This window comes from Arcanobacterium sp. S3PF19 (assembly GCF_000758825.1).
Classification (GTDB): Bacteria; Actinomycetota; Actinomycetes; order Actinomycetales; family Actinomycetaceae; genus Arcanobacterium_A.
Genome location: NZ_JRMX01000007.1, coordinates 67,898 through 93,597, shown reverse-complemented (window position 1 = coordinate 93,597; position 25,700 = coordinate 67,898). Strand labels below are relative to the sequence as shown.

At 57.6% G+C, this 25,700-nt stretch carries 20 protein-coding genes; 17 read left to right on the top strand and 3 right to left on the bottom strand.

From position 1 onward, the window contains the following. The first annotated feature begins 46 nt into the window (after positions 1 to 46). From HMPREF1631_RS01880 to secA, 16 genes are all read left to right on the top strand, one after another. Complete coding sequence (locus HMPREF1631_RS01880; protein ID WP_034231729.1) at positions 47 to 412, top strand: NADH-quinone oxidoreductase subunit A; 366 nt, start codon at positions 47 to 49, stop codon at positions 410 to 412. Then, a complete protein-coding gene (locus tag HMPREF1631_RS01875; protein ID WP_034231726.1) occupies positions 413 to 970 on the top strand; it encodes an NADH-quinone oxidoreductase subunit B in 558 nt (185 codons plus the stop codon). Beyond that, on the top strand, positions 967 to 1,686 hold the full coding sequence (locus tag HMPREF1631_RS01870; protein ID WP_034231723.1) for an NADH-quinone oxidoreductase subunit C: 720 nt from the start codon (positions 967 to 969) through the stop codon (positions 1,684 to 1,686). Before HMPREF1631_RS01875 ends, HMPREF1631_RS01870 begins: the two co-directional genes overlap by 4 nt. Beyond that, complete coding sequence (locus tag HMPREF1631_RS01865; protein ID WP_034231720.1) at positions 1,686 to 3,032, top strand: NADH-quinone oxidoreductase subunit D; 1,347 nt, start codon at positions 1,686 to 1,688, stop codon at positions 3,030 to 3,032. Before HMPREF1631_RS01870 ends, HMPREF1631_RS01865 begins: the two co-directional genes overlap by 1 nt. Then, a complete protein-coding gene (nuoE, locus tag HMPREF1631_RS01860) occupies positions 3,032 to 3,712 on the top strand; it encodes an NADH-quinone oxidoreductase subunit NuoE (protein WP_034231718.1) in 681 nt (226 codons plus the stop codon). The genes HMPREF1631_RS01865 and nuoE overlap by 1 nt, the downstream gene beginning before the upstream one ends. Further along, complete coding sequence (gene nuoF / locus HMPREF1631_RS01855; RefSeq protein WP_034231716.1) at positions 3,709 to 5,052, top strand: NADH-quinone oxidoreductase subunit NuoF; 1,344 nt, start codon at positions 3,709 to 3,711, stop codon at positions 5,050 to 5,052. Before nuoE ends, nuoF begins: the two co-directional genes overlap by 4 nt. Further along, positions 5,049 to 7,613: an NADH-quinone oxidoreductase subunit G gene (locus HMPREF1631_RS01850; RefSeq protein ID WP_034231715.1), complete on the top strand. Its 2,565-nt coding sequence runs from the start codon at positions 5,049 to 5,051 to the stop codon at positions 7,611 to 7,613. The genes nuoF and HMPREF1631_RS01850 overlap by 4 nt, the downstream gene beginning before the upstream one ends. Continuing rightward, on the top strand, positions 7,614 to 8,963 hold the full coding sequence (gene nuoH / locus HMPREF1631_RS01845) for an NADH-quinone oxidoreductase subunit NuoH (protein WP_034231713.1): 1,350 nt from the start codon (positions 7,614 to 7,616) through the stop codon (positions 8,961 to 8,963). It begins immediately after the preceding gene. After that, entirely contained in the window at positions 8,956 to 9,639 is a 684-nt protein-coding gene (nuoI, locus tag HMPREF1631_RS01840; protein ID WP_034231711.1) for an NADH-quinone oxidoreductase subunit NuoI, read from the top strand. The genes nuoH and nuoI overlap by 8 nt, the downstream gene beginning before the upstream one ends. Next, positions 9,636 to 10,622, top strand: coding sequence for an NADH-quinone oxidoreductase subunit J (locus HMPREF1631_RS01835; RefSeq protein WP_052046948.1), 987 nt, complete (start codon positions 9,636 to 9,638; stop codon positions 10,620 to 10,622). The genes nuoI and HMPREF1631_RS01835 overlap by 4 nt, the downstream gene beginning before the upstream one ends. Next, the gene (nuoK, locus tag HMPREF1631_RS01830; protein WP_034231709.1) at positions 10,622 to 10,921 is read left to right on the top strand and encodes an NADH-quinone oxidoreductase subunit NuoK; all 300 of its coding nucleotides are present in this window, start codon (positions 10,622 to 10,624) and stop codon (positions 10,919 to 10,921) included. The genes HMPREF1631_RS01835 and nuoK overlap by 1 nt, the downstream gene beginning before the upstream one ends. A 17-nt stretch (positions 10,922 to 10,938) precedes the next feature. Continuing rightward, on the top strand, positions 10,939 to 12,888 hold the full coding sequence (gene nuoL, locus HMPREF1631_RS01825; RefSeq protein ID WP_052046947.1) for an NADH-quinone oxidoreductase subunit L: 1,950 nt from the start codon (positions 10,939 to 10,941) through the stop codon (positions 12,886 to 12,888). Positions 12,889 to 12,906: 18 nt separating this feature from the next. Beyond that, positions 12,907 to 14,469, top strand: a complete 1,563-nt coding sequence (locus HMPREF1631_RS01820) for a NuoM family protein (RefSeq protein WP_052046946.1) — start codon at positions 12,907 to 12,909, stop codon at positions 14,467 to 14,469. Continuing rightward, positions 14,466 to 16,070: an NADH-quinone oxidoreductase subunit NuoN gene (gene nuoN, locus HMPREF1631_RS01815; RefSeq protein ID WP_034231707.1), complete on the top strand. Its 1,605-nt coding sequence runs from the start codon at positions 14,466 to 14,468 to the stop codon at positions 16,068 to 16,070. The genes HMPREF1631_RS01820 and nuoN overlap by 4 nt, the downstream gene beginning before the upstream one ends. 59 nt (positions 16,071 to 16,129) lie before the next feature. Then, positions 16,130 to 17,080 (top strand): polyprenyl synthetase family protein, encoded by a 951-nt coding sequence (locus tag HMPREF1631_RS01810; RefSeq protein WP_084707318.1) that lies wholly within the window; start codon positions 16,130 to 16,132, stop codon positions 17,078 to 17,080. Positions 17,081 to 17,162: 82 nt separating this feature from the next. After that, positions 17,163 to 19,946 (top strand): preprotein translocase subunit SecA, encoded by a 2,784-nt coding sequence (gene secA, locus HMPREF1631_RS01805; protein ID WP_034231701.1) that lies wholly within the window; start codon positions 17,163 to 17,165, stop codon positions 19,944 to 19,946. A 9-nt stretch (positions 19,947 to 19,955) separates the two neighbouring features. Here secA and HMPREF1631_RS01800 read toward each other — a convergent pair whose 3' ends face one another. Then, on the bottom strand, positions 19,956 to 20,624 hold the full coding sequence (locus HMPREF1631_RS01800; RefSeq protein ID WP_034231698.1) for an Rv3235 family protein: 669 nt from the start codon (positions 20,622 to 20,624) through the stop codon (positions 19,956 to 19,958). 206 nt (positions 20,625 to 20,830) lie between these two features. Here HMPREF1631_RS01800 and HMPREF1631_RS06735 point away from each other — a divergent pair, with 206 nt between their 5' ends. Further along, positions 20,831 to 21,298: a hypothetical protein gene (locus HMPREF1631_RS06735; RefSeq protein ID WP_052046945.1), complete on the top strand. Its 468-nt coding sequence runs from the start codon at positions 20,831 to 20,833 to the stop codon at positions 21,296 to 21,298. Here HMPREF1631_RS06735 and HMPREF1631_RS01790 read toward each other — a convergent pair. Further along, positions 21,295 to 24,417 carry an AAA family ATPase gene (locus tag HMPREF1631_RS01790; RefSeq protein WP_034231695.1) on the bottom strand — a complete coding sequence of 1,041 codons (3,123 nt, stop codon included), beginning with the start codon at positions 24,415 to 24,417 and terminating at the stop codon, positions 21,295 to 21,297. The two genes, HMPREF1631_RS06735 and HMPREF1631_RS01790, sit on opposite strands and share 4 nt — an antisense overlap. After that, positions 24,414 to 25,658 carry an exonuclease SbcCD subunit D gene (locus HMPREF1631_RS01785; RefSeq protein WP_034231692.1) on the bottom strand — a complete coding sequence of 415 codons (1,245 nt, stop codon included), beginning with the start codon at positions 25,656 to 25,658 and terminating at the stop codon, positions 24,414 to 24,416. The genes HMPREF1631_RS01790 and HMPREF1631_RS01785 overlap by 4 nt, the downstream gene beginning before the upstream one ends. Positions 25,659 to 25,700: the final 42 nt, after the last annotated feature.

The window sequence follows — 25,700 nt, the reverse complement described above, 5'->3', positions numbered from 1 at the left end:
GAAAGACGGTTAAAGAGATACCCGTAGCGACAAAATTGGTGGAGGCATGATGAATCCTTACGTTCCGCTGTTGATTATGATTGCGGCGGCGGCGGCGGTCGCCGTCGGCGGTTTGGTTGCCTCGGCACTGCTCGGCCCGAAAAAAGCCAACCGGGTAAAGGTGCTGAACTACGAATGCGGTCTGGAAGCGACTCCCGGCGGCGGCAGCTCCAGACGTTTTCCGATCAAGTATTTTCTCACGGCAATGACTTTTATCGTTTTCGATATCGAAGTTGTGTTTCTCTATCCGTGGGCGGTAAGCCACGAACGGTTCGGCCTTTTCGGACTGGCCGCAATTGCCTCTTTCGTGGTTCTGATTACGATTCCCTTCATTTACGAGTGGCGCCGCGGCGGATTGGATTGGAGCGAATAAATGGGTCTGGAGGAAAAACTGCCCCAGGGCATTGCCCTGACCACGATGGAAGCCGTGCTCGGCTGGGCGCGCGCGCGTTCGCCGTGGCCCGTGACGATGGGTTTGGCCTGCTGTGCGATTGAGATGATGTCTTTCGGCGCGGTGCGTTACGACGCCTCGCGAATCGGCATGGAAGTTTTCCGTGCCTCTCCCCGCCATGCGGATCTGATGATCGTCTCCGGGAGAGTGAGCCATAAAATGGCTCCCGTTGTGCGAAACGTATACGACCAGATGGCCGAACCCAAATGGGTTATCTCGATGGGGGCGTGCGCATCCTCCGGCGGGATATTCAACAATTATGCCGTGGTGCAGGGAATAGACCATATTGTTCCCGTGGATATTTATCTGCCCGGCTGTCCCCCGCGCCCGGAAATGCTGATTAACGCCGTATTTGAGCTGCGGCGGCAGGTGATGGAAAAAGCACCGCTGGGCAAAGACCGGATCGATATGTGCAGGGCGGCGGAAGCGGCGGCACTGAAGGCCGAGCCGCTCGAAGACCGGAAAGGGCTGTTGGCATGAGTGAAGAGAACGAATTATCCGTACCCCACTCCGCCGCGGAAAACGCTGCGCCGCCCGCGGAAACAATTGCCCTGCGCAAAGGGATGTGGGGAGTCTCCGGCCAGCCCGACACAACCGGGTTTTCGCAGCAGAGGGAAACGGTGGGGATTTCCGCTCCGTCCGCCCGTCCCTACGGCGGATGGTTCGACGAAGCCGTGGATATCATTTTGGAGCTGGCGGCGCACGACGGACTGAAAGCGGGAGACGTTATCGAAAAAGTTGTTGTGGACCGGGATCAGCTGGTGATTTTTGTTCCGCGCGGCGCGGTTCTTACCGTGGCGAAATACCTGCGTGACGATCGGGATCTGCGTTTTGAAATGTGTCTCGGTGTTTCGGCCGTCCATTATCCGCACGACCGGGGCAGGGAACTGCACGCGTATATTCCCTTCTTTTCCATTACGCACAACCGGCTTCTTGCCCTGGAAGTGGCAATCCCCGAATCCGATCCGCATATGCCCTCCCTTACCTGCGTGTACCCCGGAGACAACTGGCCGGAACGCGAGGCATTTGATCTGATGGGAATTATTTTCGACGGGCACCCGGGTCTTTCCCGTTCCGCACTGCCCGACGATTGGGTCGGACACCCGCAGCGCAAGGACTATCCGCTGGGAGGGATCCCCGTTGAATACAAGGGAGCGGTGGTTCCGCCCGCCGATACCCGGAGGGAGTATAACTGATGGCACGCACACCCCATGCAACAGGGGCTTTTATCGAAGACCCGAACAATCCCTATCCCGAGTTTGAAGCCGTCGGCGGGGACTGGGACAAACTGGTCAAAGAAGCGGAAGAAAACAGCGACGAACACGTGGTGATCAATCTCGGGCCCGTTCACCCGGCAACCCACGGTGTGTTGCGTCTGCAGGTGGACCTGGACGGAGAGACAGTTGAGGAAGTCCGTGCCGCCACTGGATTTCTGCACACCGGTATTGAGAAAAACATGGAGTACCGCACGTGGACGCAAGGCGTTGCCTACTGCACGAGAATGGACTACGTGGCACCGATTTTTCAGGAAGTTGCCTATTGCCTGGCGGTGGAGAAGCTGCTGGGAATCACCGACAAAATTCCTCCGCGGGCGAATGCGATCCGCGTGCTGCTGATGGAAATCGGCAGGATCAATTCACACGTGGTGGCCATCGGATCCGGGGGAAACGAGCTGGGCGCAACCACCATGCTGACTCTGGGTTTTAGGGCGCGCGAAGACTGCCTGCGGATTTACGAAGATATCACCGGTCTGCGGATGAACCACGAGTTTATCCGCCCGGGCGGGGTATTGGAAGACCTTCCCGCCGGCGGGATCGGGTATATCCGTGAGCTGCTTCCGAAAATCCGCAGAACCGTATCGGAAATGCAGGATCTGACGATGCAGAATCCGATTTTCAAACTGCGGCACGTGAACGTGGCCGTTTCCCCGCTGTCTTCGATGATGGCCCTTTCCATGACCGGCCCGTCGGTGCGCGCCGCCGGCCTGCCGTGGGATCTGCGCAAATCCAGGCCCTACTGCGGATACGAAAAATATAATTTCGATATCCCCGTGGGAGACAAAGCCGATGCGTACAACAGGGTAAAAGTCCGGTTTGAGGAATGCTACCAGTCGCTGCGGATCATCTATCAGGTGCTGGACGAGCTGGAAAAAACCGAGGGCGAACCTGTGATGATAGACGACAGAAAAATTGCCTGGCCTGCCCGGCTTTCCATTATGGGAGACGGACAGGGACAGTCCGCGGAGCACGTACGGGAAATCATGACCGAGTCGATGGAATCGCTGATTCACCACTTTAAGCTGGTAACAGAGGGATTTAGGGTGCCGGCCGGTCAGGTGTATCAGATGATTGAGCATCCGAAAGGCCTGATGGGCGTACATCTCGTTTCCGCAGGCGGAACGAAACCCTACAGAGCGCATTTCCGTGATGCTTCGTACAGTAATTTACAGTCTTTAAGCGTGATGGCAGAGGGCGGAATGCTTGCCGATCTGATTGTTGCGCTGGCAATGATTGATCCCGTGATGGGAGGGGTGGACCGCTGATGAACGAAACTTATTCCGCACAGACGGAGGCACGTCTGCGTGCCGATGCCGCCGAAGTTGTGGCACGTTATCCTCATTCCCGCTCGGCGATTATGCCGCTGCTGCATTTAATCCAGTCCGAAGACGGTTTCTGCTCGCCGCGCGGAATTGCCCTGGTAGCGGATATTCTGGGACTTACGAAGGCCGAAGTTTCCGCTGTGGCTACTTTCTACTCGCAGTACCGGCGTCATCCCAACGGCGAATATAACGTCGGCGTGTGCACGAATGCCCTGTGCGCGGTGATGGGCGGAGACATAATCTGGGACGAGCTGACCGAGTACGTGGGCGTGGGGCATGACCAGACCTCCGCCGACGGGAAAATCACGCTGGAACGTCTGGAATGCAATGCCGGGTGCGATTATGCGCCGGTGATCATGGTCAACTGGGAATTTTTCGACAATCAGACTCCGGCTTCGGCGAAACAGATTGTGGACGATATTCGCGCCGGCAGGGATATTCATCCCACCCGCGGAGCCGCCAAAGCCCATACCTTCAGGGAAACAGAACGTGTGCTGGCCGGTTTTGAAGACGGTCATGCCGACGAGGGCGTTTCCGCGGGTGAGGCTTCGCTGCGGGGACTGAAAATTGCCCGCGAACATAACTGGACTGCTCCGCAGGCGCAGGAAGGAGAAGAAAAGTGAAAGAATTTTCCGCTCCGGGTCTGCTTGCGCCGGTTTTAAGCGATATCTGGGACCGGGACCGTTCCTGGACGCTGGACGTGTACCGGGCGCACGGCGGTTACCGGGCAATCGGCAAAGCCTGGGAGATGAAATCCGGGGACGATTCGGCAATTACGAATTTCATCAAGGAATCGGGACTGCGCGGGCGCGGGGGAGCCGGTTTTCCCACCGGTCTGAAATGGTCGTTTCTTCCCGCGCCGGACGGCGGGCCGCGTTACCTGGTGGTGAATGCGGACGAGTCCGAGCCCGGAACCTGCAAGGATATGCCGTTTTTGATGGCGAATCCGCATCTTCTGCTGGAAGGAATGATGATCTGTATGCTCGCGATCGGCGGGCACAGAGGGTTCGTTTATCTGCGCGGCGAGGTCGTGCACGTTTACCGCAGACTTCTGGCTGCCGTGCGCGAAGCGCGGGAAGCCGGGATTCTGGGCACCGGGCGCGGTCCGAACGGCGATTACGATCTGGATATTACGGTCCATGCCGGGGCGGGTGCTTATATCTGCGGCGAGGAAACCGCGCTGCTGGATTCCCTGGAAGGGTATCGCGGCCAGCCCCGTCTGAAACCGCCGTTCCCCGCGGTGGCAGGTCTGTATGCCCGTCCCACGGTGATCAACAATGTCGAATCCATTGCCTCGCTGCCCGGAATTATCAATAACGGAGTGCAGTGGTTTACCGCAATGGGCGCGCAGACGAAAAATTCCAGCGGGCACGGTATTTTCTCCGTGTCGGGGCATGTGCGCAACCCCGGTCAGTTCGAGGCACCGTTTGGAATTACAATGCGTGAAATTCTGGATCTCGCCGGCGGAATCCGCCCCGGGCATAAACTGAAATTCTTCGTGGTAGGCGGATCGTCCGTGCCGATTTGGACGGCGGAGAAGCTGGATATTCCCCTTGGCTACGAAGAAGTGATGGGCGGCGGGTCGATGCTTGCCACCCGTGCAATTCAGATTTTTGACGAAACCGTTTCGGTAGTGCGCGTGATTTCCCGCTGGGCCGATTTCTACCAGCATGAGTCATGCGGAAAATGTACGCCCTGCCGCGAGGGCACATTCTGGATGAGACAGATCATGCACCGGCTGGAGGCGGGCAAAGGAAAAGAAGGCGATGTGGATCTCCTTTACGAAATTGCCTGTAATATCGCCGGAAGGTCTTTCTGCGCATTGGGAGACGCGGCGTCCACCCCGATCCGTTCGGGAATCGAAAATTTCCGCGAAGAATTTGAGCTCGGATACCATACGCCGGCCGAAGAACTGTTTCCGCGCGCGAAGTCCGCTCTGTTTGGTGAGGTAGGTGTGAAATGACGGGAACCGACACACTAACGGATTTGATTACGGTCCGGATTGACGGAAAGGAAATCAGTGTGCCCAAGGGGACTCTGATTATTCGTGCGGCGGAAAAAGCCGGCGTGCATATTCCGCGTTTCTGCGATCATCCGCTGCTCAAACCTGTTGCCGCCTGCCGGCAGTGTCTGGTGGAAGTCGCCATGCCCAACAGGCAGGGCGAAGTGGCAAAAATGCCGAAGCCGCAGCCGGCGTGCGCCATGACGGTAGCCCCGAAAATGGAGGTTTATACGGCGGCGGCCTCGCCCGTTTCGCGCAAAGCACAGCATGGCGTGATGGAGTTTTTGCTGATCAACCATCCGATGGACTGCCCGGTCTGCGACAAGGCCGGTGAATGCCCGCTGCAGAACCAGGCTCTGGGGGAGGGGCGCACTTCGTCGCGTTTTACCGATGTGAAACGCACATATCCAAAACCGGTTGCCCTTTCGCCGCAGATTCTTCTGGACCGTGACCGCTGTATTCTGTGCCAGCGGTGTACGCGCTTTTCCCGGCAGATTGCGGGGGATGTGTTTATCCAGCTCCAGGGACGCGGCGGCGGTACGCCGGGAATGGCAATACACAGTCTGAACGGCTCGCAGATCGGCAGTTTCGATGCCGCAACGCTGAACTTCTCCGATTCGAACGGCACGCAGGGGCAAAAACCCGGCTGTGAGTATGTGGGTGCCGACGGGCATCGCGGAGTCCGGGGAGGATGCATGGCCGGACCTGTGAATCCGGCGGATGCGGACGTGGAGGGAAAGCCGTTTGCCTCCTACTTCTCCGGCAATGTGATTCAGATCTGCCCCGTGGGCGCACTGACGTCGGCTTCATACCGCTTCCGTGCCCGGCCCTTTGATCTGGTTTCCGTGCCTTCGGTGACCGAGCATGACGCTTCCGGCGCGGCAATTCGCGTGGATTACCGCCGCGGAACGGTTGTCCGCCGTCTGGCGGGAGAAGATCCCGAAGTGAACGAAGACTGGATCACAGACAAAGACCGGTTTGCCTTCCGCTGGCAAAACGGCCCGGACCGTCTGCGTCATCCCCGTGTTTCCGGCGTGGGTGACGTCTCCTGGCCGGATGCCCTGGAAACCGCTGCCGCCGGGCTGCGCCGGGCAAAGAACCCGGGCGTGATTATCGGCGGACGCCTGACGCTGGAAGACGCATACGCCTATGCGAAATTTGCCCGCGTTGTTTTGGGCACAAACAATATAGATTTTCGCACGCGCGCCGGCAGTACGGAGGAAAATGATTTTCTTGCCGCCGCTGTTGCGGGCAGAGGCCTGGGCGTGACGTATGCCGATGTGGAATCTGCGGGGCACGTGGCGGCAGTAGGCCTGGAGGCGGAAGACGAATGCGGTTCGCTTTTCCTTAGGCTGCGCAAAGGCGTACTGGCGGGAAAGACCTCCGTGACGGTGATCTCCGCATACGAAACCGCAGGCACAAAAAAGATGCGGGCGCGTTTTATCCCCGCCGCGCCGGGGGACGAAGCCCGAATACTGAACGATGTTACCGAAGGGCGCACGGATATACAGGGTGAGCTCTATTCCGATCTGTGCAGGGAAAATTCTGTTTTGCTGATCGGGGAGCGCACGGCTTTGGTGCCGGGTGCGCTGAGCGCGGCCCTTGACCTTGCCCGGCGCACGGGTGCGAAACCGGTCTGGGTGCCCCGGCGTGCGGGAGACAGAGGCGCGGTCGATGCAGGCGCGCTGCCAAACCTTCTGCCCGGCGGACGTCCGGTGACGGATCGCGCCGCGTGTGTCGATACGGCTGCGGTATGGGGTGTGGACAGTATTCCACAGACTCCCGGCATGACCACCGGCGAAATGCTGAAAGCAGCCAAAGCAGGCGAAATCGATGCCCTGCTGTTGGCGGGTGTGGAAGACGATGATCTGCCGCAGGGAGCGCCTGAGGCAATGGCCAATACCTATGTGGTGCAGCTGGAGGTGCGTGACACGCCGACCGCGAAACGCGCGGATGTGCTGATTCCCGTTGCCCCGCCGGCCGAAAAGGGCGGTACGTTTGTGAACTGGGAAGGGCGGATGCGTCCCTTCGGACAGGTGCTCGCTTCCGTATTCCTTCCCGACCGGCAGGTAATTAACGAACTGGCTGCCGAAATGGGTGTGGATCTGCATTTGGAAACGCTTGCCGACGTTGTGCGCGAATATGTGCAGCTGCAGGCATGGGACGGCGCACGTGTGCAGCCTCCTTCGGTGCCGCCGCGAAGTGCGGAGAAACATTCCGTGGTCCTGGCTACGTGGAAGCAGATGCTCGACGGAGGGTCGCTGCAGTCTTTCGAACCCCACCTGGCGCGCAGCGCACGTCTCCCGGTTGCCGTGATGTCGCCCGAGACGGGGGAAAATGCGCATGTGGGCAGACGTGTGGAAGTAGTCGGCCGCCGCGGAAGTTTTACATACGACACGGTGTTCGCGCCGATGCCCCCGGGCGTAGTCTGGGTGCCGCAGAATGCGGTCGGCCGTTGTCTGGCGGAGATCGGAATCGCGGCAGGCGACTGCGTGGAAATCAAGAATGCGGAGGTGGCGTAGATGAATCCGGCGACGGGTCTTGCAGCGGCGAATCAGGTGGCTGATTTTTCCCGCGACACATGGTGGATTTGGGTAATAAAAGCCGTGTTCATCATCGTATTTCTGATTTTTTCGGTGATTTTTGCGCTGTGGTTTGAACGCAGACTGGTGGCGAAAATGCAAAACCGTCTGGGGCCCAACACCGTCGGCCCCCTGGGTCTGCTGCAGTCTTTCCCCGATGCAATTAAGCTGCTTTTCAAAGAGGATTTTAATCTGAAAGGCGCCGACCGGTTCGTCTATCTGACCGCTCCGGCGATTTCGGCGCTGTGTTCCTTCACTCTGATGGCAGTAATTCCGATGGGGCCGCAGGTTTCCGTTTTCGGAATCCGCACGCCCCTGCAGCTGACCGATACCCCGGTCTCCATGCTCTTTATCCTGGCTGTTGCGGCTCTCGGGGAATACGGTTTGGTGCTCGGCGGATGGTCGGCAAGGTCCACTCTGCCCCTTTACGGTTCGGTGCGTTCGGCAACACAGATGATTTCCTACGAATTGGCGCAGGGTCTTTCTCTGGTGACGGTGTTTATTCTCAGCCGGACGATGGCGACATCCGGAATCGTTTCCTCACAGGCCGAGCTGTGGAATGTGCTTCTTCTTCTGCCGGCTTTCCTGGTCTATCTGGTAACGATGTTCGGCGAGTCGAACCGGCTGCCCTTTGATCTGCCGGAAGCGGAAGGCGAAATTGTGGCAGGTGCGCACACCGAATATTCTTCGATGAAGTTCGGCTGGTATTATCTTTCGGAATACGTGAATATGCTGAATCTGTCGATGGTGGCGACCACGCTGTTTTTCGGCGGCTGGCGTGCCGGTCCGGTGCTGACATGGATTTATTCGCTGTGGGGCGGAGACCCGAATACGGGATGGATCCCCATGCTTTGGTTCGTGCTGAAAATGTGGACGTTTATGGGCGTGTTTGTGTGGGCGCGCGGCACCCTGCTCCGGTTCCGCTACGACCAGTTCATGCGTCTTGGCTGGCGCGGACTGATCCCCGCCGCGCTCATCTGGCTCGCAATCGTGATGACGGTGATCGGGATCGACATGGTGTTTCCGCTGAACGTGCACAGCGTGCTGATTATCCTTTCGCTTGGATATTCCGCCATTTTGCTGATTTGGGCTCTGGGAGACGACACCGTAAAGCCTTCGCAGGCGGATCTGATCCGGATGCGCGGAGAAGAGGAATTTACCGGTTTTGAATACGGTTATCCCGTTCCGCCGCTGCCCGGGCAGCATCTGCCGCCATCGAAACGGGAAACCGTGCGCGGCAGTGCGGCGGATATTTCCGTAACGGAAGAATTGGAGACGAAGAATGTCTGAGAACCGGGAATACGGCTTTGAACAGCCGGATACTGAATTGTACGGACCGATCCGCAAGAGCGCGCTCGGCCGGATTGCGGCTCCGGTGGCAGGTTTTGGCGTCACGCTGTCCACGATTTTCCGTCCGACGGTAACCGAGCAGTATCCGTATGAAAAAATTCCGCCGCGTCCGCGCTATCATGGTCTGCACAGGCTCAACCGCTATGCGGACGGCCTGGAAAAGTGCGTCGGCTGCGAACTGTGCGCATGGGCGTGCCCGGCGGATGCTATTTTTGTTGAGGCGGCGCCGAACCGGGAAGGGGCACAGTATTCTCCCGGTGAGCGTTTCGGACGTGTATATCAGATAAATTATCTGCGCTGCGTGTTCTGCGGTTACTGTATCCAGGCCTGCCCGACACGGGCACTGACGATGTCCACGGAGTTCGAGATTGCCGACCGGCACCGTGAAAACATGATTTACGAAAAGAAAGACCTGCTGGTTCCCCTGTCCGAGGGGATGCTCAATCCTCCGCATCCGATGCCCGAGGGGACGACCGACGCGGATTATTACCGCGGCAGAATCACCGGTCCGACCGCGGATCAGGTGGAGTGGATGAAAAAGAACCGGCCGGGCGACGAATCCCTGAATGCGGCTTCGGCTGCGGTAAGCGAACTGCGGGAGGCGGAAATAAAATGAACCCGATGCTTCAGCCCGTGGATATCTCCGTGGGGGAAACGATTTTGTTTGTGCTGCTTGCGGTGTCTATGACGGCAGTGGCGTTTTACGGACTGCTGATTACCCGCCGGGCGGTGTACACGATTATTTCGGTAATTTTCGTAATGGTATGTCTGGCATTTTTGTATACGATGCTGGAGGCTCCGTTTATGGGAGTTGCCCAGGTGGTTGTGTATACCGGCGCAATTTTGATGATGTTTTTGTTTGTACTGATGCTGATCGGCGTGGACAGTGCGGATTCGGCGCATGAAACGCTGCGTTCGCAGAAAATTATCGCCGCCGTGGGCGGATTGGGTATTCTGGGCGTAATCGGCGGACTGATGCTGACGCGCTACAGCTCGAATATGGCGGGTCTGAAAGAGGCAAATGCGCAGACCAATCCCGTCGGGGTGGCAAAACTGATTTTTTCAAATCATGTTCTGACGCTTGAGCTGACCGGTACGCTGCTGATTGTGGCGGCTTTGGGGGCGATGACCCTCACGCACCGCGACGCCGTCAAAAAACGCAGAACACAGGAAGATCTGGCAAAAGAGAAAATGCTTTCCTTTGCCGCGGCGGGTAAATCTCCGTGCGTGCTTCCCAATTCCGGCGTGTATGCCGAATCGAATTCATCGGTCAATCCCGCGCTTACGGCTTTTGGCAGACCGCTGATCAATTCCGTGAACAAAGTGCTCAGAATACGCGGACAGATGCGTTCGGTAGCGGAGATTTCCCCCGCCACGGCAGAGCGTATTAAGCGGAATGATATTTCCGGGCCGGCAACATACGGGCAGATCGGCCGGGCGCAGACTGCCGGAATGCCGGGCGGGGCCGCGCCGGACTATGCGGCGGCGGAAGCGGAGTTTAACGCCTGCGGAAAACTCCGTGCCCGTACGGAGGAAACATCTGTTTCGGAGGTTGAATCCGCCGCGGAGCAGAGCGCGAAGACGAAGGAGAATGAGTGATGAATCCTATCTGGTATGTGATTCTGGCGCTGGTGCTTTTTGCAATCGGCGGCGCGGCCGTGCTGATCAGGCGCAATGCGGTGATTGCTCTGCTGGGCGTGGAGATGATGCTTAACTCCTGCAATCTTGTGTTCGTCACGTTCTCCCGCATCTGGGGCAATCTGGAAGGCCAGGTATTTTCTTTCTTTGTAATGGTCGTGGCTGCCGCGGAAGTTGTGGTGGGCCTGGCAATAGTAATTTCGATCTTTCAGAGCCGCCGGTCGTCTTCTCTTGACCGTGCCAATCTGATGAAGAACTAGGAAGGGGCGTATATCCGATGAACGGACTTCTTCCGCTGTGGACTGCGCAGCCGGTTTCCGTGGGCGAGGCCGCGGGCGCGGCGGGTTTTATCTGGCTTGCCGCGGCGATTCCGCTGTGCAGCTGCGCATTGCTGCTTCTGCTCGGCCGTCGGGCAGACAAATGGGGCCACCTGCCCGCAACCGCCGCTTCCTTCGCTTCGTTCTGTATCGGTCTTGCGGCCGCCGTGCAGCTTCTGGGAATGGATCCCGGGCAGCGGGTGGCGGAGTCCTTACTGTACAGATGGGTGGCGGTTCCCGGGCTGACTGTTGATCTGGGCACCCGCACGGATCCTCTTTCGGTTACTTTCGTGCTGCTTGTGACGTTCGTGGGAACACTGATCCATATTTATGCCGTCGCCTACATGGCACACGATACGGATCGCCGCCGTTTCTTTGCCTACCTGAATTTCTTCGTCGCTTCGATGCTGCTTCTTGTGCTCGGCAACTCCTATCTTGTTCTCTTTGTCGGATGGGAAGGCGTCGGACTGGCTTCGTATCTTCTGATTTCGTTTTGGAATTTTGTGCCCGAATATGCGGTGGCGGGCAAGAAAGCATTTGTGATGAACCGTGTCGGTGATTTGGGAATGCTGATTGCGATGATGGCAATGGTCGCTTCCGTCGGATCGGTGAAGTTTACGGACGTATCTGCCGGGGCGCCGGCGATGAGCCCGGCGACGGCCACATTCATCGGCATTTTTCTTCTGCTTGCCGCCTGCGGCAAGTCCGCGCAGTTTCCGCTGCAGGCATGGCTGGGCGACGCGATGGCCGGCCCGACTCCGGTGTCTGCCCTGATTCACGCGGCCACGATGGTTACGGCGGGCGTTTATCTGATGGTTCGCTCGGGTGCGGTGTATGCCGCCTCTCCCCATGCCGCGGCGGCGGTGACGGTCGTGGGCCTGATCACGCTCACGGTCGGTGCGGTAATCGGTGCCGCGAAGGACGATATGAAAAAGGTGCTGGCCGCTTCGACGATGTCGCAGATCGGATATATGATGCTTGCCGCCGGTCTGGGGCCCCTCGGCGCCGGATTTGCCATCTTCCACCTTGTTACGCACGGTTTCTTCAAGGCGAATATGTTCCTCGGAGCAGGTGCGGTAATGCATGCGATGGACGACGGGGTAAATATGCGTAAATTCGGTGCGCTGCGCGGAAAGATGCCCCTTACTTTCTACACTTTCATGGCCGGTTATCTGGCGATTATCGGATTTCCGTTCCTCTCCGGCTATTTTTCAAAAGACAAAATTATTGAGGCGGCCTTTACGGGAGCGGGCGCCGGCCCCTGGATTTTCGGCCCGGTCACCGTGGCCGTTGCGGGTCTGACGGCGTTCTACATGTCCAGGCTGGTGTTTATGATTTTCTTCGGTGCTCCGCGGTGGAAAAAAGAGGGCGCGGGGGCAATGCATCCCCATGATCCTTCGCCCCTGATGTGGGTGCCGATGGCTGTTTTGGCAGTCGGATCACTGGTTCTGGGCGCGGTTTTGAATTTTGTCGGATTCCTTGACTGGCTTGCGCCGGTGATCGGATCGCCCGCGCACGGCGAACCCGTGCTTCCCCCTGCCGTAATTACGGTGCTTACGCTCGCCGTGGTTGTCTGCGGCGTGGCAGTGGCGTGGAGAATGTATCTGCTTTCTCCCACGCCCTCCGCCTCCCCCGTGGGAAGTATGCTGACCAGGGCGGCACGTCGGGATCTGTATCAGGATCTGCTGAATGAGTCGATTTTCATGTCTCCCGGGCAGACTTTGGTGAAAACAGTAACGGCAGCGGACGGGCATGTAATTGACGGGACCGTGGAGGGCAGCGGGAAACTTCTGTCCGGACTCGGAAAAGTTTTGGGGGCACTGCAGAACGGATACGCGCGCAGCTACGCGGGCTATATCGTTATCGGCGTTGTGGTTGCCCTGGGTGCGGCACTGGTGTCGGTGCTCTAGCACGGAAGGAATGAGAAAATGCAAAATGTAACTGCTTTTCCCTGGCTGACGGTCATTATTCTGCTTCCGCTGGCGGGAGGCGTGCTGCTGGGGCTGGTATCCGGCCTGGCACGTTACGCGAAAATTTTCGCCTTCGGTCTGTCGGTATTTGTTTTCGTGCTGTATATCGGAGTTTTGTGGGCATATTTCTCTCCCGCCCACGCTTCGCAGGTGCAGCTCGCAGAGCATTACCGCTGGATTGACGCACTGGGAGTTTCCTTTGCCTGGGGGATTAACGGTATGGGCGCGGTGATGACCGCTCTCGCCGTTTTTCTGGTTCCGACGGTGATCGCCGCTTCGTGGAATTCTTTTGATATCGCCCGTGAACGGGGATATTTTGCCTGGATTCTGGTTTTGGAGGCAATTATAATTGCTCTCTTCGCGGCCCGTGACGTGTTTGTGTTTTATATTCTGTTTGAGGCAATGGTTGTGCCGATGTATTTCCTCATCGGCCGTTACGGAATGCCCGGAGCGAAACGCGCGGCAATGAAATTTCTGCTGTATTCCCTGTTCGGCGGGCTGATCATGCTTCTGGGCGTGATCGCGCTGTACGTGTTCGGCCCCGGCGGGAAAGACGCGTATCTGCTGGATACGCTGAGTGCGGGCGCGGTCCCGGGCGGTTCGGCGCAGATGTGGATTTTCTTCGCGTTCTTTATTGCCTTTGCGATTAAGGCCCCGATGTGGCCGCTGCACACCTGGCTTCCCGACACTGCGGAAAAAGCACCTGCCGGCACTTCCGTTTTGCTCGTGGGCGTGCTCGACAAGCTGGGCACATACGGGATGATCTCGATTTGCGTGCCCCTTTTCCCGCAGGCTGTACGGGCGGCAGCCGTTCCCGTGACGGTGCTGGCCGTTATTTCTGTGCTCTGGGGGGCCCTGATGGCAATCGGCTCGGATGATTTGCTGCGTCTGGTGGCCTATACTTCCGTGTCCCATTTCGGATTCATGATAATGGCAATTTTTTCCGGCTCGCCAATGGCTGTTTCCGGAGCGATTCTGTATATGGTTGCGCACGGCGTATGTACCGCAGGGATGTTCCTGATTGTCGATTTTCTGCGTCTGCGCGGAAAAACGACGCTCATTTCCCGTTACGGCGGATGGCAGCGGGTTACGCCCGTACTCGCGGGCTGCTTTTTCACGGTGGGTCTGGCGGCCATTGCGCTGCCCGGTCTGTCCGGATTTGTGCCCGAATATCTGGTTTTGGTCGGTACTTTCCGGGTCTTTCCGTGGGCGGCGGTGGCTGCGGTAATCGGTGTTGTGCTCGCGGCGCTGTATATGCTTCTGCCGTATCAGCGGGTATTTACCGGGCCCCGTCCGCAGATAATGGTGCACGATCTGAACAAACGCGAAAAAACTGTAATGGGAATTTTAATTGCGGCAATGCTGTGCCTCGGATTCTTCCCGGCGGCGGTACTTGACTGCGTAAACCCTGTGGCTGAGGAAACGGCGCAGCTGACGGAAAGCGGGCAGGCCGGCGCCGTCCCTGCGGCGGAAGGGTCCGCGCCGGCGCAGGCCGTGGCGGATGAAGGGAGCGGAAAGTGAACAATACGGTAATTTTTTGGAGCACGCTTACGCCGTTGCTGACCGTGCTGGGCGGCGGTGTGCTCTCCACTCTGCTGGAAGCGTTTTTGCCGCGTTCGGTCCGCCGCGGTTTCCAGGTCGTTTTTTCGCTGCTTGTTTTGGCCGCGGGGCTGATCGCGGTGGTGTGGCGCTGGACGGACGCCTACACGGATAAGGGTATCCGTGCCACGCCGGTCTCCGCCGTGCGCGAAGGACAGAACATTACGGGCATTGCCTTTGTGGAAGACCACCTTTCGCTTCTGGGCCAGGGTGTGATTCTGGTTGCGGCCCTGCTGGCGTTCCTCATTATCGCCGACCGTACGGAAGTCGGCGACGGGGCATTTGCCGCCTCCGCGGCCGCGCCTCCGGGATCGGGAGAGGAACGCGAATCGGTTGCCGCCGCGCGCTCCCAGAGCGAGATTTTCCCCCTTGCTCTCTTTGCCACGGGCGGAATGATGGCTTTCACTTCCGCTTTTTCCCTGCTGTCGCTGTTTATTGCGCTGGAAGTACTTTCGCTGCCGCTGTATGTTCTGTCTGCCACTGCCCGCCGCCGCCGTCTGCTTTCGCAGGAAGCGGCAGTAAAGTATTTTTTGCTGGGCGCATTCTCCTCTGCCGTTTTCCTGATGGGTGCGGCGTTGGTGTATGGGAGCACGGGAGCATTGGGATACAACGATATCCTGTTCCGCGTGCAAAATAATCCCGCAATTGCGCCCATGCTGGTGCTTGGTGTTTCGATGGTGATGATCGGTCTGCTGTTTAAGGTGGGCGCGGTTCCCTTCCATGCCTGGACGCCCGATGTTTACCAGGGAGCACCCACGCCGATCAGCGGTTTTATGGCGGCGGGCACAAAAGCCGCTGCCTTTGTTGCCCTGCTGCGGGTGGCGATTTATCTCGGGGGACCGGTCCACGGGCAGACTTCCGTTTTTCTGCGGATTGTAATTGTTGCCACGGTTGTGCTGGGAACGGTGATCGGTCTGATTCAAAGCGATATAAAGCGTCTGCTCGCATATTCGGCGATCGCGCATGCGGGATTTATTCTGATTGCCGTGGCTTCGGTCAATCTGTCCGCCTCGCCGCAGACGGTTGTGGCGGCACTTTCTTCGGTGATCTTTTATCTGCTCGCCTACGGAATTTCTTCCGTAGGTGCGTTCGGCATCGTCACCCTGGTGCGCGAGAAAGACGCGGAAGGAAACATCGGCGCGGAAGCCACCCGGCTTTCCGCATGGGCGGGCCTTGGCCGCCGCAGTCCGCTTCTTGCGGGCGCAATGGCTGTTTTCCTGCTGTCTTTTGCCGGAATTCCGCTTACGGCGGGTTTCATCGGAAAATTTGAGGTGTTTCGCGCCGGCGTGGCTGCGGGAAACACGGTGCTGACGGTGATTGCGGTCTGTGCTTCCGCGGCAACGGCATTCTTCTATTTCCGTCTGCTGCAGCTGATGTTCCTCACCGAACCCGACGGGCATACGGCTGTGGTAAAATCTGAGGGTCTGAGCGTTATCGCAATTACTGTTGCGGCCGCACTTACTGTATTGTTGGGGGTGTTCCCAGATCCCATTCTTGAGATGATTCGAGGCTCGTTCGCGTGAATTCTCCGGTTTCTCTGCTGCCCAACGACTCCGGTCTCGGCGACCGTATTGACCGCCGCATGGCCGAAGTCGAGAGCAGACTGCGGCAGGTTGTCCGTTCAAGCAGTGCTTTTGTTGACAAAGCGACTTCATATCTGGCATTGGCCGGCGGAAAGCGTCTGCGTCCGCTGCTGTGTCTGCTGGCTGCGGAATTGGGCCCCCGGCCGGAATCGGAACGCGTGTATGACGTTGCGCTGACGGTAGAGCTTACCCATCTGGCTTCGCTTTATCATGACGATGTGATGGATGAAGCTCCGCTGCGCCGCGGCGTGCCTACCGCGCAGCGTCTTTTTGGGAATTCGGCGGCGATTATGGCCGGAGATGTGCTGTTTGCCCGGGCTTCGGCTTTGGTGGCTCAGGCAGGCCCGCAGGCCGTTCTCCTTCATGCGCAGGCCTTTGAGCGTCTCTGTGTGGGGCAGCTGAACGAAACGGCGGGTCCGGTGCCCGGCTGTGACCCCATCGACCACTATCTTCAGGTGTTGGCCGACAAAACGGGATCGCTGATTGCCGTTTCCGCCCGTCACGGTGCTTTGGCCGGCGGGGCTTCGGAGGAGATTGCCCGGGCTGTGGCAATGTACGGGGAAAAGATCGGTGTTGCTTTTCAGCTTGCCGACGATGTGATTGATCTTGTCTCGGATCCGCAGCTGACCGGGAAAACACCGGGCACGGATCTGCTGGAAAACGTATCCACGATGCCTACGCTGCTGCTGCGCAGGCAGGCTGCGGACGGGTCTTTGGACGGTGAGGGAAAAGAAATTCTGCGTCTGCTCGACGGCGGCCGGCTGCGCGAGGATCACAATCTGGAACGCGCAATGGATCTGCTGCGTGCACACAGTGTGGTAGACGAAACCCGTTCGCTGGCGGAAAAATGGTCCGCGCAGGCCCTGGAACAGCTGGAAATACTGCCCGATTCCGAAGTGAAACAGGCTTTTTCCGCGTTTGCCGGGGCAATGGTTCATCGCATGGCGTAGAAATAAGTGATTTTCCGCAATTGGCGTTAGTATAGATTCTAGTCAATATAAAGATTTGATCGTTTAACGACGGGAGAAAAGCGTGCGCGGGCTGATAAATAAAATTTTGCGGGCGGGAGAAGGGAAAACCTTAAAGCGTTTGCAGGCACTGACGGAGCGGGTGAATGCGCTGGAACCCGATTTCCAAGAGATGACCGATGAGGAGCTGCGCTCTTTGACCGATGAATTCCGCAAACGCTACCTTGACGGGGAAACGTTGGACGATCTCCTGCCGGAAGCCTTTGCGGCCGTGCGCGAAGCGTCTGTGCGTACTTTGGGGCAGCGCCATTACGATGTGCAGATTATGGGCGGTGCGGCCCTGCATTTGGGAAATATCGCGGAAATGAAGACAGGCGAGGGAAAAACCCTTGTGGCAACGCTGGCGGCGTATCTGAATGCCATTCCCGGACGCGGTGTGCACGTGGTAACGGTCAATGATTACCTTGCGTCCTACCAGTCGGAGCTGATGGGCAGAATTTACCGTTTCCTCGGGATGACAACCGGATGCATCACCACCGAGCTGACGCCGGAACAGCGGCGTGCGGAGTATGCCGCGGATATTACCTACGGCACCAACAACGAATTTGGATTCGATTTCCTGCGCGACAACATGGCAACCGATGTTTCCGGGCTGGTGCAGAGGGATTATTTCTTTGCGATCGTAGACGAGGTGGATTCGATTCTGATCGATGAGGCGCGCACGCCGCTGATTATTTCCGGTCCTGCCGACGGGGATGCCGACAAATGGTATGTTGCTTTTGCCCGGGCGGTGCAGAATCTGCACCGGGGGATAGACTATGAGGTGGACGAAAAGAAACGCACGGTCGGAATTTTGGAGCCCGGTATCGATAAAATAGAGGATCTGCTGGGAATCGAAAATCTTTATGAGTCGGTAAATACGCCGCTGATCGGCTATCTGAACAATGCGATTAAAGCGAAAGAGCTGTTCACAAAGGATAAGGATTATATTGTGGACGGCGGGGAAGTACTTATCGTAGATGAGCACACCGGGCGTGTTCTTCCGGGCAGACGCTACAACGAGGGTATGCATCAGGCGATCGAAGCCAAGGAAGGCGTGGAGATCAAAGCGGAGAATCAGACTCTGGCAACGATCACGCTGCAAAACTATTTCAGAATGTATGATAAGCTCTCCGGAATGACCGGTACTGCGGAAACGGAAGCCGAGGAATTTGCCTCCACCTATAAGCTGGGTGTGGTTCCGATCCCCACAAACAAACCGATGATCCGCGAAGACAAAACCGATTTGGTTTATCCCACGCAGGCGGGAAAATTCAGGGCGATTGTGGCCGACATCAAGGAACGCTACGAAACCGGGCAGCCTGTGCTGGTGGGCACGGCGTCGGTGGAAAATTCCGAGAAACTTTCCGCAATGCTGCGTAAAGCCCGTGTGCCGCATGAGGTGCTGAACGCGAAGCAGCATGCGCGCGAAGGCGCGGTGGTAGCGATGGCCGGACGCAAAGGCGCGGTGACGGTGGCAACCAACATGGCCGGGCGCGGTACGGATATTATGCTTGGCGGAAATGCCGAGCATATCGCACTGGCGATGATGGAGAAGCTGGGGCTGAATGCCGAGGAAAATGCGAAAGAGTATGAGGAAAAATGGCCCGAGGTGCTTGAGCAGGCGAAAGCGACGGTAAAAGCGGAGCACGACGAAGTTGTTGCTTTGGGCGGGCTGTATGTGCTGGGCTCGGAACGCCACGAATCGCGCCGAATCGACAACCAGCTGCGCGGGCGCAGCGGGCGTCAGGGGGATCCCGGGGAGTCGCGCTTCTATCTTTCGCTGGAAGACGATTTAATGCGGCTGTTTGCCAACAGCCGGGCAACCGCTCCGTTCAGGAACGGCCCGGAGGACGAAGCCTTGGATTTCAAGATTCTCTCGCGGGCAATCCGCAGGGCACAGGGCGCGATTGAGGCGCGCAACGCGGATATCAGAAAGAACGTGCTGAAGTACGATGACGTGATGAACGAACAGCGTACGGCGGTATATGAGGAACGCAGAAGGATTTTGGACGGGGAAAATCTGGATCGGCAGATTCAGTCGTTTATTGATTTTGTGGTCGATGACGTTGTGACTTCCGAGACTTCCGGCGCGCCGGAAGACTGGGATCTCGATGCGCTGTGGCAGGCAATCCGCACATACTACAAGCCGTCTTTCACGGTTGAGGAATTTTTGCAGGAGCACGGCAGCCGGCGCAATCTTTCGCGCTCGGAGATTGAAACCGAATTTCTCAGCGACGCGCACAATATCTACGAAGAGCGCAGCGAGGAACTCGGCGAAGATCTGATGCGTCAGGTGGAACGGCAGATTCTGCTTAACGTGCTGGACCGCAAATGGAGAGAACACCTCTATGAGATGGATTATCTGAAAGAGGGTATCGGTCTGCGCGCAATGGCACAGCGTAATCCGCTTGTGGAATACAAGCAGGAGGGTTACGAGATGTTCCAGTCGATGAATGACGCAATCCGCAGCGAAACGGTGCAGTTCCTGTACAACTTTGAGCTGCCCAGCGAGCAGCAGTCACGTCTGGAAGAGGAAGCGGCGGCGCAGGCGCGGGAAGAAGCTCTGCTCGATGAGCAGAACCGGATGCGCTCGTCCCTGGAGACCGCCGGCCGCAGCCGTACGGGTGAGGAGCTGGCAAAGAAGATGCTGGGCGTGAAAGAGGCGCCGGAGAGAAAGCTGAGCTATTCCTCCTCGGAGCAGGGGCCCTCGTTCTCCGCGCAGGAAGAGACCGGAGGGAACGCCGAACCGGCAATGAACCGGGAGCAGCGTCGGGCAGCGAAAAAGGCCGCCCACAAACGCCGCTGAACGGATTCGTTAAATTATTTCCAGCGCATGAATATGCCAATGGCGGTGCTGTGCCGCGAGACGCAGTGCCGCTGCCCGGGTTTTGCGTCCGTCGAACACGACTGCGCAGGCTTCCGCGATCCGCGGCCGGGGGCGAAATACCCTGATCGCACGGATGCGCGGGGCGCCGCATTTGGCCGGTCCGCCGCATAACTTTTGCCCCAGTTCGGCGCGGCGTGCAAGTGCCTGGTAAATAGCGGGCGTGAGCCATGTGCGCAGCTGGCGGAGAGGTCTTTGCCCGTTCAGAACATCGACTACGTGGAGAGTGAGTATTTTTGCCTCCCGCTCCGGGTCGGGAAAATCGCGGGGCAGCGGGCAGTCCGCGGACTGTGCGTGGGTCTGTGTTTTGCGGCTCTGCACGAAAGTATGGGTGTTTACATACAGTTTTGTGCGGTCAAATTCGCTTTCCTGCTGAGGCGGTGCCCAGCCGGCCGGAGGAAAAGACGCCGTTTTGGGCGGACGGATACCGTCTTTTCCTATCCGAAACGGGAAGGGGCGTTCCGCCTGCGGCGCGGAAATCCGGGGATTTTGCAAAAGATTTGAAAAACGTGACAGATCCTGATTCCCGCGCCAGGTCAGAGCGTCGGATGCGGATACTGCGCACTGCGGGTAAGTACGGGTTTCCAACTTTTGATTCATTTTTATCCTCATCGCAGATAACTTGTTTTTGGGTAGTTTTTAGAATAAAAGTCGCTTTTCTTTTCGTTTCACTGTGTATGCACGGTTACGTTTCTGTAATTTTCGGTGTATCGGACCGAGCAGGAAAAATTCACGGGTGTAATTTTTTCACTCCCGTATTTCTGTGTCTCACACTCCGAAAGGGCTGTTTTTCATATAATGGGGATATGCGTATTTATATTCCGCTTTGCGTTTCGGATTTTTCCCGGGAAGCGCTTTCCCCGCGTTCGGTGCATGGGGTGACACATGAGCTGCGCAGGGTATTTCCCCGGGCGGATGAGGAAGGTCTTGAATACGCGGCGACTATGTCTGCCGCGGATGATTCCCTGCGCCGGCTTTCGGCTGCCGACCGTGTGCTGCGCAGAACTGTGGCGGTAGCCGAAGTGCCGGGAAAAATTTTGGCACTGCCCGCCCCCGCCGGTTCGAATGTACCTTCCGTGCTGCTGCTGCGCGAAGAACTGCCGTGGAATTGCGTGGAGTCGCTGCTGGTTGACGAGCCCGGGAATGAATCTTTGGTGCGCAGGGCACTGAACGGGGACGAAAATGCTTTTCTGCTCACCGGGGAAATTGAGCTTCTGTGGTACGACATATCGGAGCGTGCTCTTCTGCGCGAAGAACTTAATCCGCCTGCCTAAGAGCGCAGAGCAGAGCTTCCGTCGGCTTTTTTCTCCAGTGAAATTCTGTTTGGAATAAGCTGTTTCAGCTCCGAAACATGGGAAATGATACCGATTACCCTGCCGTGTGCGCGCAGAGTGTGCAAAGTTTTCATTACCGCTTCGCGCACTTCGTCGGAGAGTGTGCCGAATCCTTCATCGATGAGCAGGGTGTCTATCCGTCTGCCGCCGTTTTGTTCCTGCACCGTTTCGGCCAGAGCCAAAGCCAGCGAAAGCGAGGTGTAGAACGTTTCGCCGCCCGACAGGGAGGAAACGGAGCGGCGGATTTGCCCGTGTGCGGATCCCTCGTGATCGATTATTTCCAGTCCCAGGCCTTTTTTGCGCGTTCTGCCTTCCTCTTGCGTGCGCCGCAGTTCGTAGCGTTCGTTTGAAATCTCCTGCAGATATTCGTTTGCCCGTTCGACTACCTGCTCAAACTGCCGGAACAGAACCCACATTCCGAGCGGGGTGTCGATATTTGTGCCCGGATCGGCGTTTGCGATTGCCGCCAATTGCAGCAGTGTGCCCGCGTCTTCTGTTTCCCGGTGCCACCGCTTTGAAAGCCGGGATATTTTTTCGGCGAGACTTTCGGCTTTTTGGGCTTCGTATTCCGATTTGACGGCTTTTTGCGCTGCGGAAACAGATTCTTTTTCCGTTTTTGCGTATTCTTCCTCAAGTTCGGCTACTTTTGCGGGCGGTGCGGCGAGTGCCTCTTTTATTTCGGGCGCGGCAAGCGCTTTTTCGTTTGCCGCCGCCGCGCGGTAGTATTTTTCCGTTTCCCCGGCATATTCCTGCCGTTTTCCCTGCGGCAGGAGCGCCGCATTTACCTGCGCAAAGTCTTTGAACGGCGATTCAAGCAATGCTTCGCGGGCGGCTTGGCGCGCGTCGTTTACGTTTTTGCACCGCTGCCTAATTTGTCTGAACCCGGTGCACACAGCCTGCAGGCGGGAAATTTTTTTCTCTGCGGCGGAAAGCGTTTCGCGCACCGTTTTGCCGTCCATGCGGATTTCGTCCAATTTTTCCGTCAGTTCCCCGATCTGTCTTGTTAACAGATTATGTGCGGCGGTGTGTGCGCCGATTTGCGTCTCGGTTTGCAGACGCCGGTGCGTCAGATCCTGCGCGGCCTGTTCCAAATCCGAAAGCGCGCTTTCCAGAGAGGGGATTTTTTCCCGTTCCTTTTCCGCTTCCGCTTTTTCCGCACTGTATTTTTCTTTCAGGGCCCGCAGGCGCTCGGGATCCGGGTCGGCGAGATTTTTTTTCAGTTCTTCCATTCGTCCGGCAAGCTGTGTCAGCTGTTCGCGTTTCCCGCCGTAAAGAGCGAAGTATTTATCCGTTTCCTGCCGGGCTTCTTCCACGGCGGCGCGGTCCGTCTGTTCCCCACGCTTTGGGGCGGGGGCGGGATGCACGGTACTTCCGCATACCGCGCACGGTTCGCCGGGTTTTAATTTTTCCGCCAGGGATGAAGTAAATCCCCCCACCCATGAGGCAAGCAGTTTTTCGCAGTGCTCCTGTGCGTCAAGATAGCGTTTTTTGGCCGCTTTTACCCCCTCGGCCAGATGCAGTGCCTCCGCCTGCGCTTCCCGCAGCAGGCGGCACTGCTCTTCGGCGTGTTCGGTCTGTGCCGTCAGGCGGTTTAATTCGGGCAGTTTTTCGCTGCGGCGGACTGCATTTTTAAGGCGCATGCGCAGATCTTCTTCCTGCCGCGGAAGTTCTGCGTGGGCGCGCAGGATATTTTGCAGATCCGCATTCAGCATTTTAAGCTCTTTTTGAACGGCGGAATCCTCTTCCCGCAGACGGGAAAGGTTTTCCTCCGCTTCCAGGTAACTTCCGATCCGTCCTTTTTCCTCCCGGGCGGCAGCCGTCAGGGATTCGTATTCTGTTTCCTGTGCCTGCGAAAATTCGGCCAGTGCCTCGGCGTCAAAAGATTCGTTTTGAATGCAGCTGCGCAGTGTCTCGGGGATTTGCGCGGATATTTCGCCCGAAGCACACAAAGCGTCGGCCAGGTCTGCGGCGGAGTGCGTTTCCTGCGCAAGCATTTCCAGTTCCCGCCCGACCGCGGTATTTTTTTCGCTGACCGGGCGGGCACGGCTGTCTGCCTCCAGTTTTGCGGAAATTGATTCGATCGCGGCGCGCTGCCGGCCCAGGGCTTCTTTTTCCTCCGCGTATTTTTTCGCCTGCAGCTGCCGGGAAGCAAGTATCTTTGCCCCGGTGAGTTTGGCCCGTGCTTCTTTTTCCGCTGCCAGATATAGGTCTTTTGCGGCCGTGAGACGGGCGGATTCCTCTTTTTTCCGCCGCACCGCCGCCGCGATCAGTGCCAGCAGCCGTGCATCGCATTCCGGGGTGGGCGCAATGGCACAGACAAATGCTTTTTCCGCTTCCTCCTGCAGGATTTCGCTTTCGCCGGCGGAGAATGCATCCTGCCCGTTTCCCGTTTGCACGCAGAATTTCAGTTCCGCGTGCAGCTGCGCGATTTCGTTTCGGCGTTCTTTGGCTTTTTCGTTCAGCATTTCGGCAAACCTGCTGTATTGCCCGGAATCGAAGAGTGTTTCCAGCAGCGGAAGGCGCTCGGGGGAAGAGAGTTTCAGGAATTTTTCGAACTCTCCCTGCGGGAGTATCACCGTTTGCGAAAACTGGGAAAATGACAGGCCGATTATGCGTTTTAATTCAATTCCCACTTCCCGGCTTTGTGTGCACAGCGGTTCCCCGGCGTCCCACGCCTCTTTTTCCGCCGCCGCTTCCGATATTTTCCATAGGGCGGCGTGCGGTGCCACCCGTACCGTTCCGGTGCCGCGTTGTTTGGGCCGTTCGTAGGCGGGAGAGCGTTTTACGCGGTAAGTGTCTGCGCCGACAGTGAAAACCAAATCCACCCATGAGGCTTCGGTCGGCGAGGAATGTGTGGAGCGGAGCCGTTCCGGGGTATTTTCGGAATTGGCGGTCCGCCCGTAAAGGGCAAACACAATGGCGTCGATAATTGTGCTTTTCCCGCTTCCCGTGGCGCCGTCCAAAAGAAATATGCCGTCTGCGTTAAACTCGTCGAAATTTAACGCAACCGTTTTCCGAAAAGGGCCAATCCCCGAAAAAGTCAGACGGCGGAAAATCACTGTGTGCCTCCTTTGCGCAGTTCTTCCCATGTTTCGCGCAGAAGATCCGTTTCCTCGCCGGTCAGGGGGCGGTCCCGGGCGATGGTGAAGAAATCGGTCAGAGTTTCCAGCGGAGTCTGTTTTATGCTGCGGGCACGGTTCATTTTTTCCCCCGCGCCTGCGCCGGCAAATTTCAGTTCGCTCAGATACGGAAAATACTTTTTCAGCTGCAGCCTGAGATTCTCCGGTCTGACGGGATCGGTGACGGTGATGCGGACAAAATCATCGGATGCGGAGGAATATCTGCCGTCGGTTATTTCCGCCAGCGTTCCGTGAATCGATGTCAGTCTGCGCAGCTGCGGAACCGGGACGAGACTTATTTTCGGTGTGCGGAATTCTTCGGCGTTTGCCCCGGTGGGGGAAGAATGTGGAAAGTCGAGCCGGACAAAGCTCTTTTTTTGATTTTCCTCGGAAAAAGACAGTGCAATCGGGCTGCCGCTGTAGCGCATCGGGGGATCTCCCGCCATTCCCACACTCTGCGGGCCGTGCAGATGCCCGAGGGCGATATAGTCGGGGATGAGTCTGCCGCCGCGTTTTAACCGGAAAAGAGAGGACGGAACGCAGTTCACGCCCCCAACCGTGATATCGGCTTCCGAATCGCTGCCGACTCCGCCTGTGACGAACGTATGTGCCATCACAATCCGGGGGACGTCCAAATCCGCGTATTTTCCGGCTGTCATATCGCTCCGGATGTTTTGCAGGGCGGCTTTCATCACCGCCTCGTGCGAACGCGCCGGAAGCGGCCGGGACTGCGGGGCGTTCGCCTGTGCTTCATGCTGAATATTTTGGCGGACCAGATCGGGATCGAGATAGGGAATGCCGTACACCAGTGCGCCGATATCTCCGTTTTTGCGCCGCAGAACACAGGGATCGGCGCACTGCGCGGGATCGGTGCGGAAGTGCATCTGCGGAATCATAAAAGAAGAACCGAAACTGAGGCGCCCCGGAGCGTCGTGATTCCCCGAAATACAGACAACCTGCGTCGTTTCCAAAAGTTTTGACAGTGTGTCGGAAAGCAGTCTGACCGCGGGCAGGGGCGGGATTCCGCGGTCAAAGACGTCACCGCAGATCAGCACGGCATCAATTTCCTCGCGACGGACGTATCCGACAAGAAAATCACACCATGCGGCATAGGCGGCAGACAGGTCCGTGCCGTGGAAGGTGCGTCCGAGATGCCAGTCCGAAGTGTGAATTATTTTCATAGATAAACCGTAACCGTCTTCCCCACAGAATTTTCATTTCCG

What these genes read in the sequence shown, in the direction of transcription:
- HMPREF1631_RS01880 (WP_034231729.1), top strand. Translation starts at nt 47, where the DNA reads ATGATGAATCCTTACGTTCCGCTGTTGATTATGATTGCGGCGGCGGCG.
- HMPREF1631_RS01875 (WP_034231726.1), top strand. Translation starts at nt 413, where the DNA reads ATGGGTCTGGAGGAAAAACTGCCCCAGGGCATTGCCCTGACCACGATG.
- HMPREF1631_RS01870 (WP_034231723.1), top strand. Translation starts at nt 967, where the DNA reads ATGAGTGAAGAGAACGAATTATCCGTACCCCACTCCGCCGCGGAAAAC.
- HMPREF1631_RS01865 (WP_034231720.1), top strand. Translation starts at nt 1,686, where the DNA reads ATGGCACGCACACCCCATGCAACAGGGGCTTTTATCGAAGACCCGAAC.
- nuoE (WP_034231718.1), top strand. Translation starts at nt 3,032, where the DNA reads ATGAACGAAACTTATTCCGCACAGACGGAGGCACGTCTGCGTGCCGAT.
- HMPREF1631_RS01850 (WP_034231715.1), top strand. Translation starts at nt 5,049, where the DNA reads ATGACGGGAACCGACACACTAACGGATTTGATTACGGTCCGGATTGAC.
- nuoH (WP_034231713.1), top strand. Translation starts at nt 7,614, where the DNA reads ATGAATCCGGCGACGGGTCTTGCAGCGGCGAATCAGGTGGCTGATTTT.
- nuoI (WP_034231711.1), top strand. Translation starts at nt 8,956, where the DNA reads ATGTCTGAGAACCGGGAATACGGCTTTGAACAGCCGGATACTGAATTG.
- HMPREF1631_RS01835 (WP_052046948.1), top strand. Translation starts at nt 9,636, where the DNA reads ATGAACCCGATGCTTCAGCCCGTGGATATCTCCGTGGGGGAAACGATT.
- nuoK (WP_034231709.1), top strand. Translation starts at nt 10,622, where the DNA reads ATGAATCCTATCTGGTATGTGATTCTGGCGCTGGTGCTTTTTGCAATC.
- nuoL (WP_052046947.1), top strand. Translation starts at nt 10,939, where the DNA reads ATGAACGGACTTCTTCCGCTGTGGACTGCGCAGCCGGTTTCCGTGGGC.
- HMPREF1631_RS01820 (WP_052046946.1), top strand. Translation starts at nt 12,907, where the DNA reads ATGCAAAATGTAACTGCTTTTCCCTGGCTGACGGTCATTATTCTGCTT.
- HMPREF1631_RS01810 (WP_084707318.1), top strand. Translation starts at nt 16,130, where the DNA reads ATGGCCGAAGTCGAGAGCAGACTGCGGCAGGTTGTCCGTTCAAGCAGT.
- HMPREF1631_RS01800 (WP_034231698.1), bottom strand. Translation starts at nt 20,624, where the DNA reads ATGAATCAAAAGTTGGAAACCCGTACTTACCCGCAGTGCGCAGTATCC.
- HMPREF1631_RS06735 (WP_052046945.1), top strand. Translation starts at nt 20,831, where the DNA reads ATGCGTATTTATATTCCGCTTTGCGTTTCGGATTTTTCCCGGGAAGCG.
- HMPREF1631_RS01785 (WP_034231692.1), bottom strand. Translation starts at nt 25,658, where the DNA reads ATGAAAATAATTCACACTTCGGACTGGCATCTCGGACGCACCTTCCAC.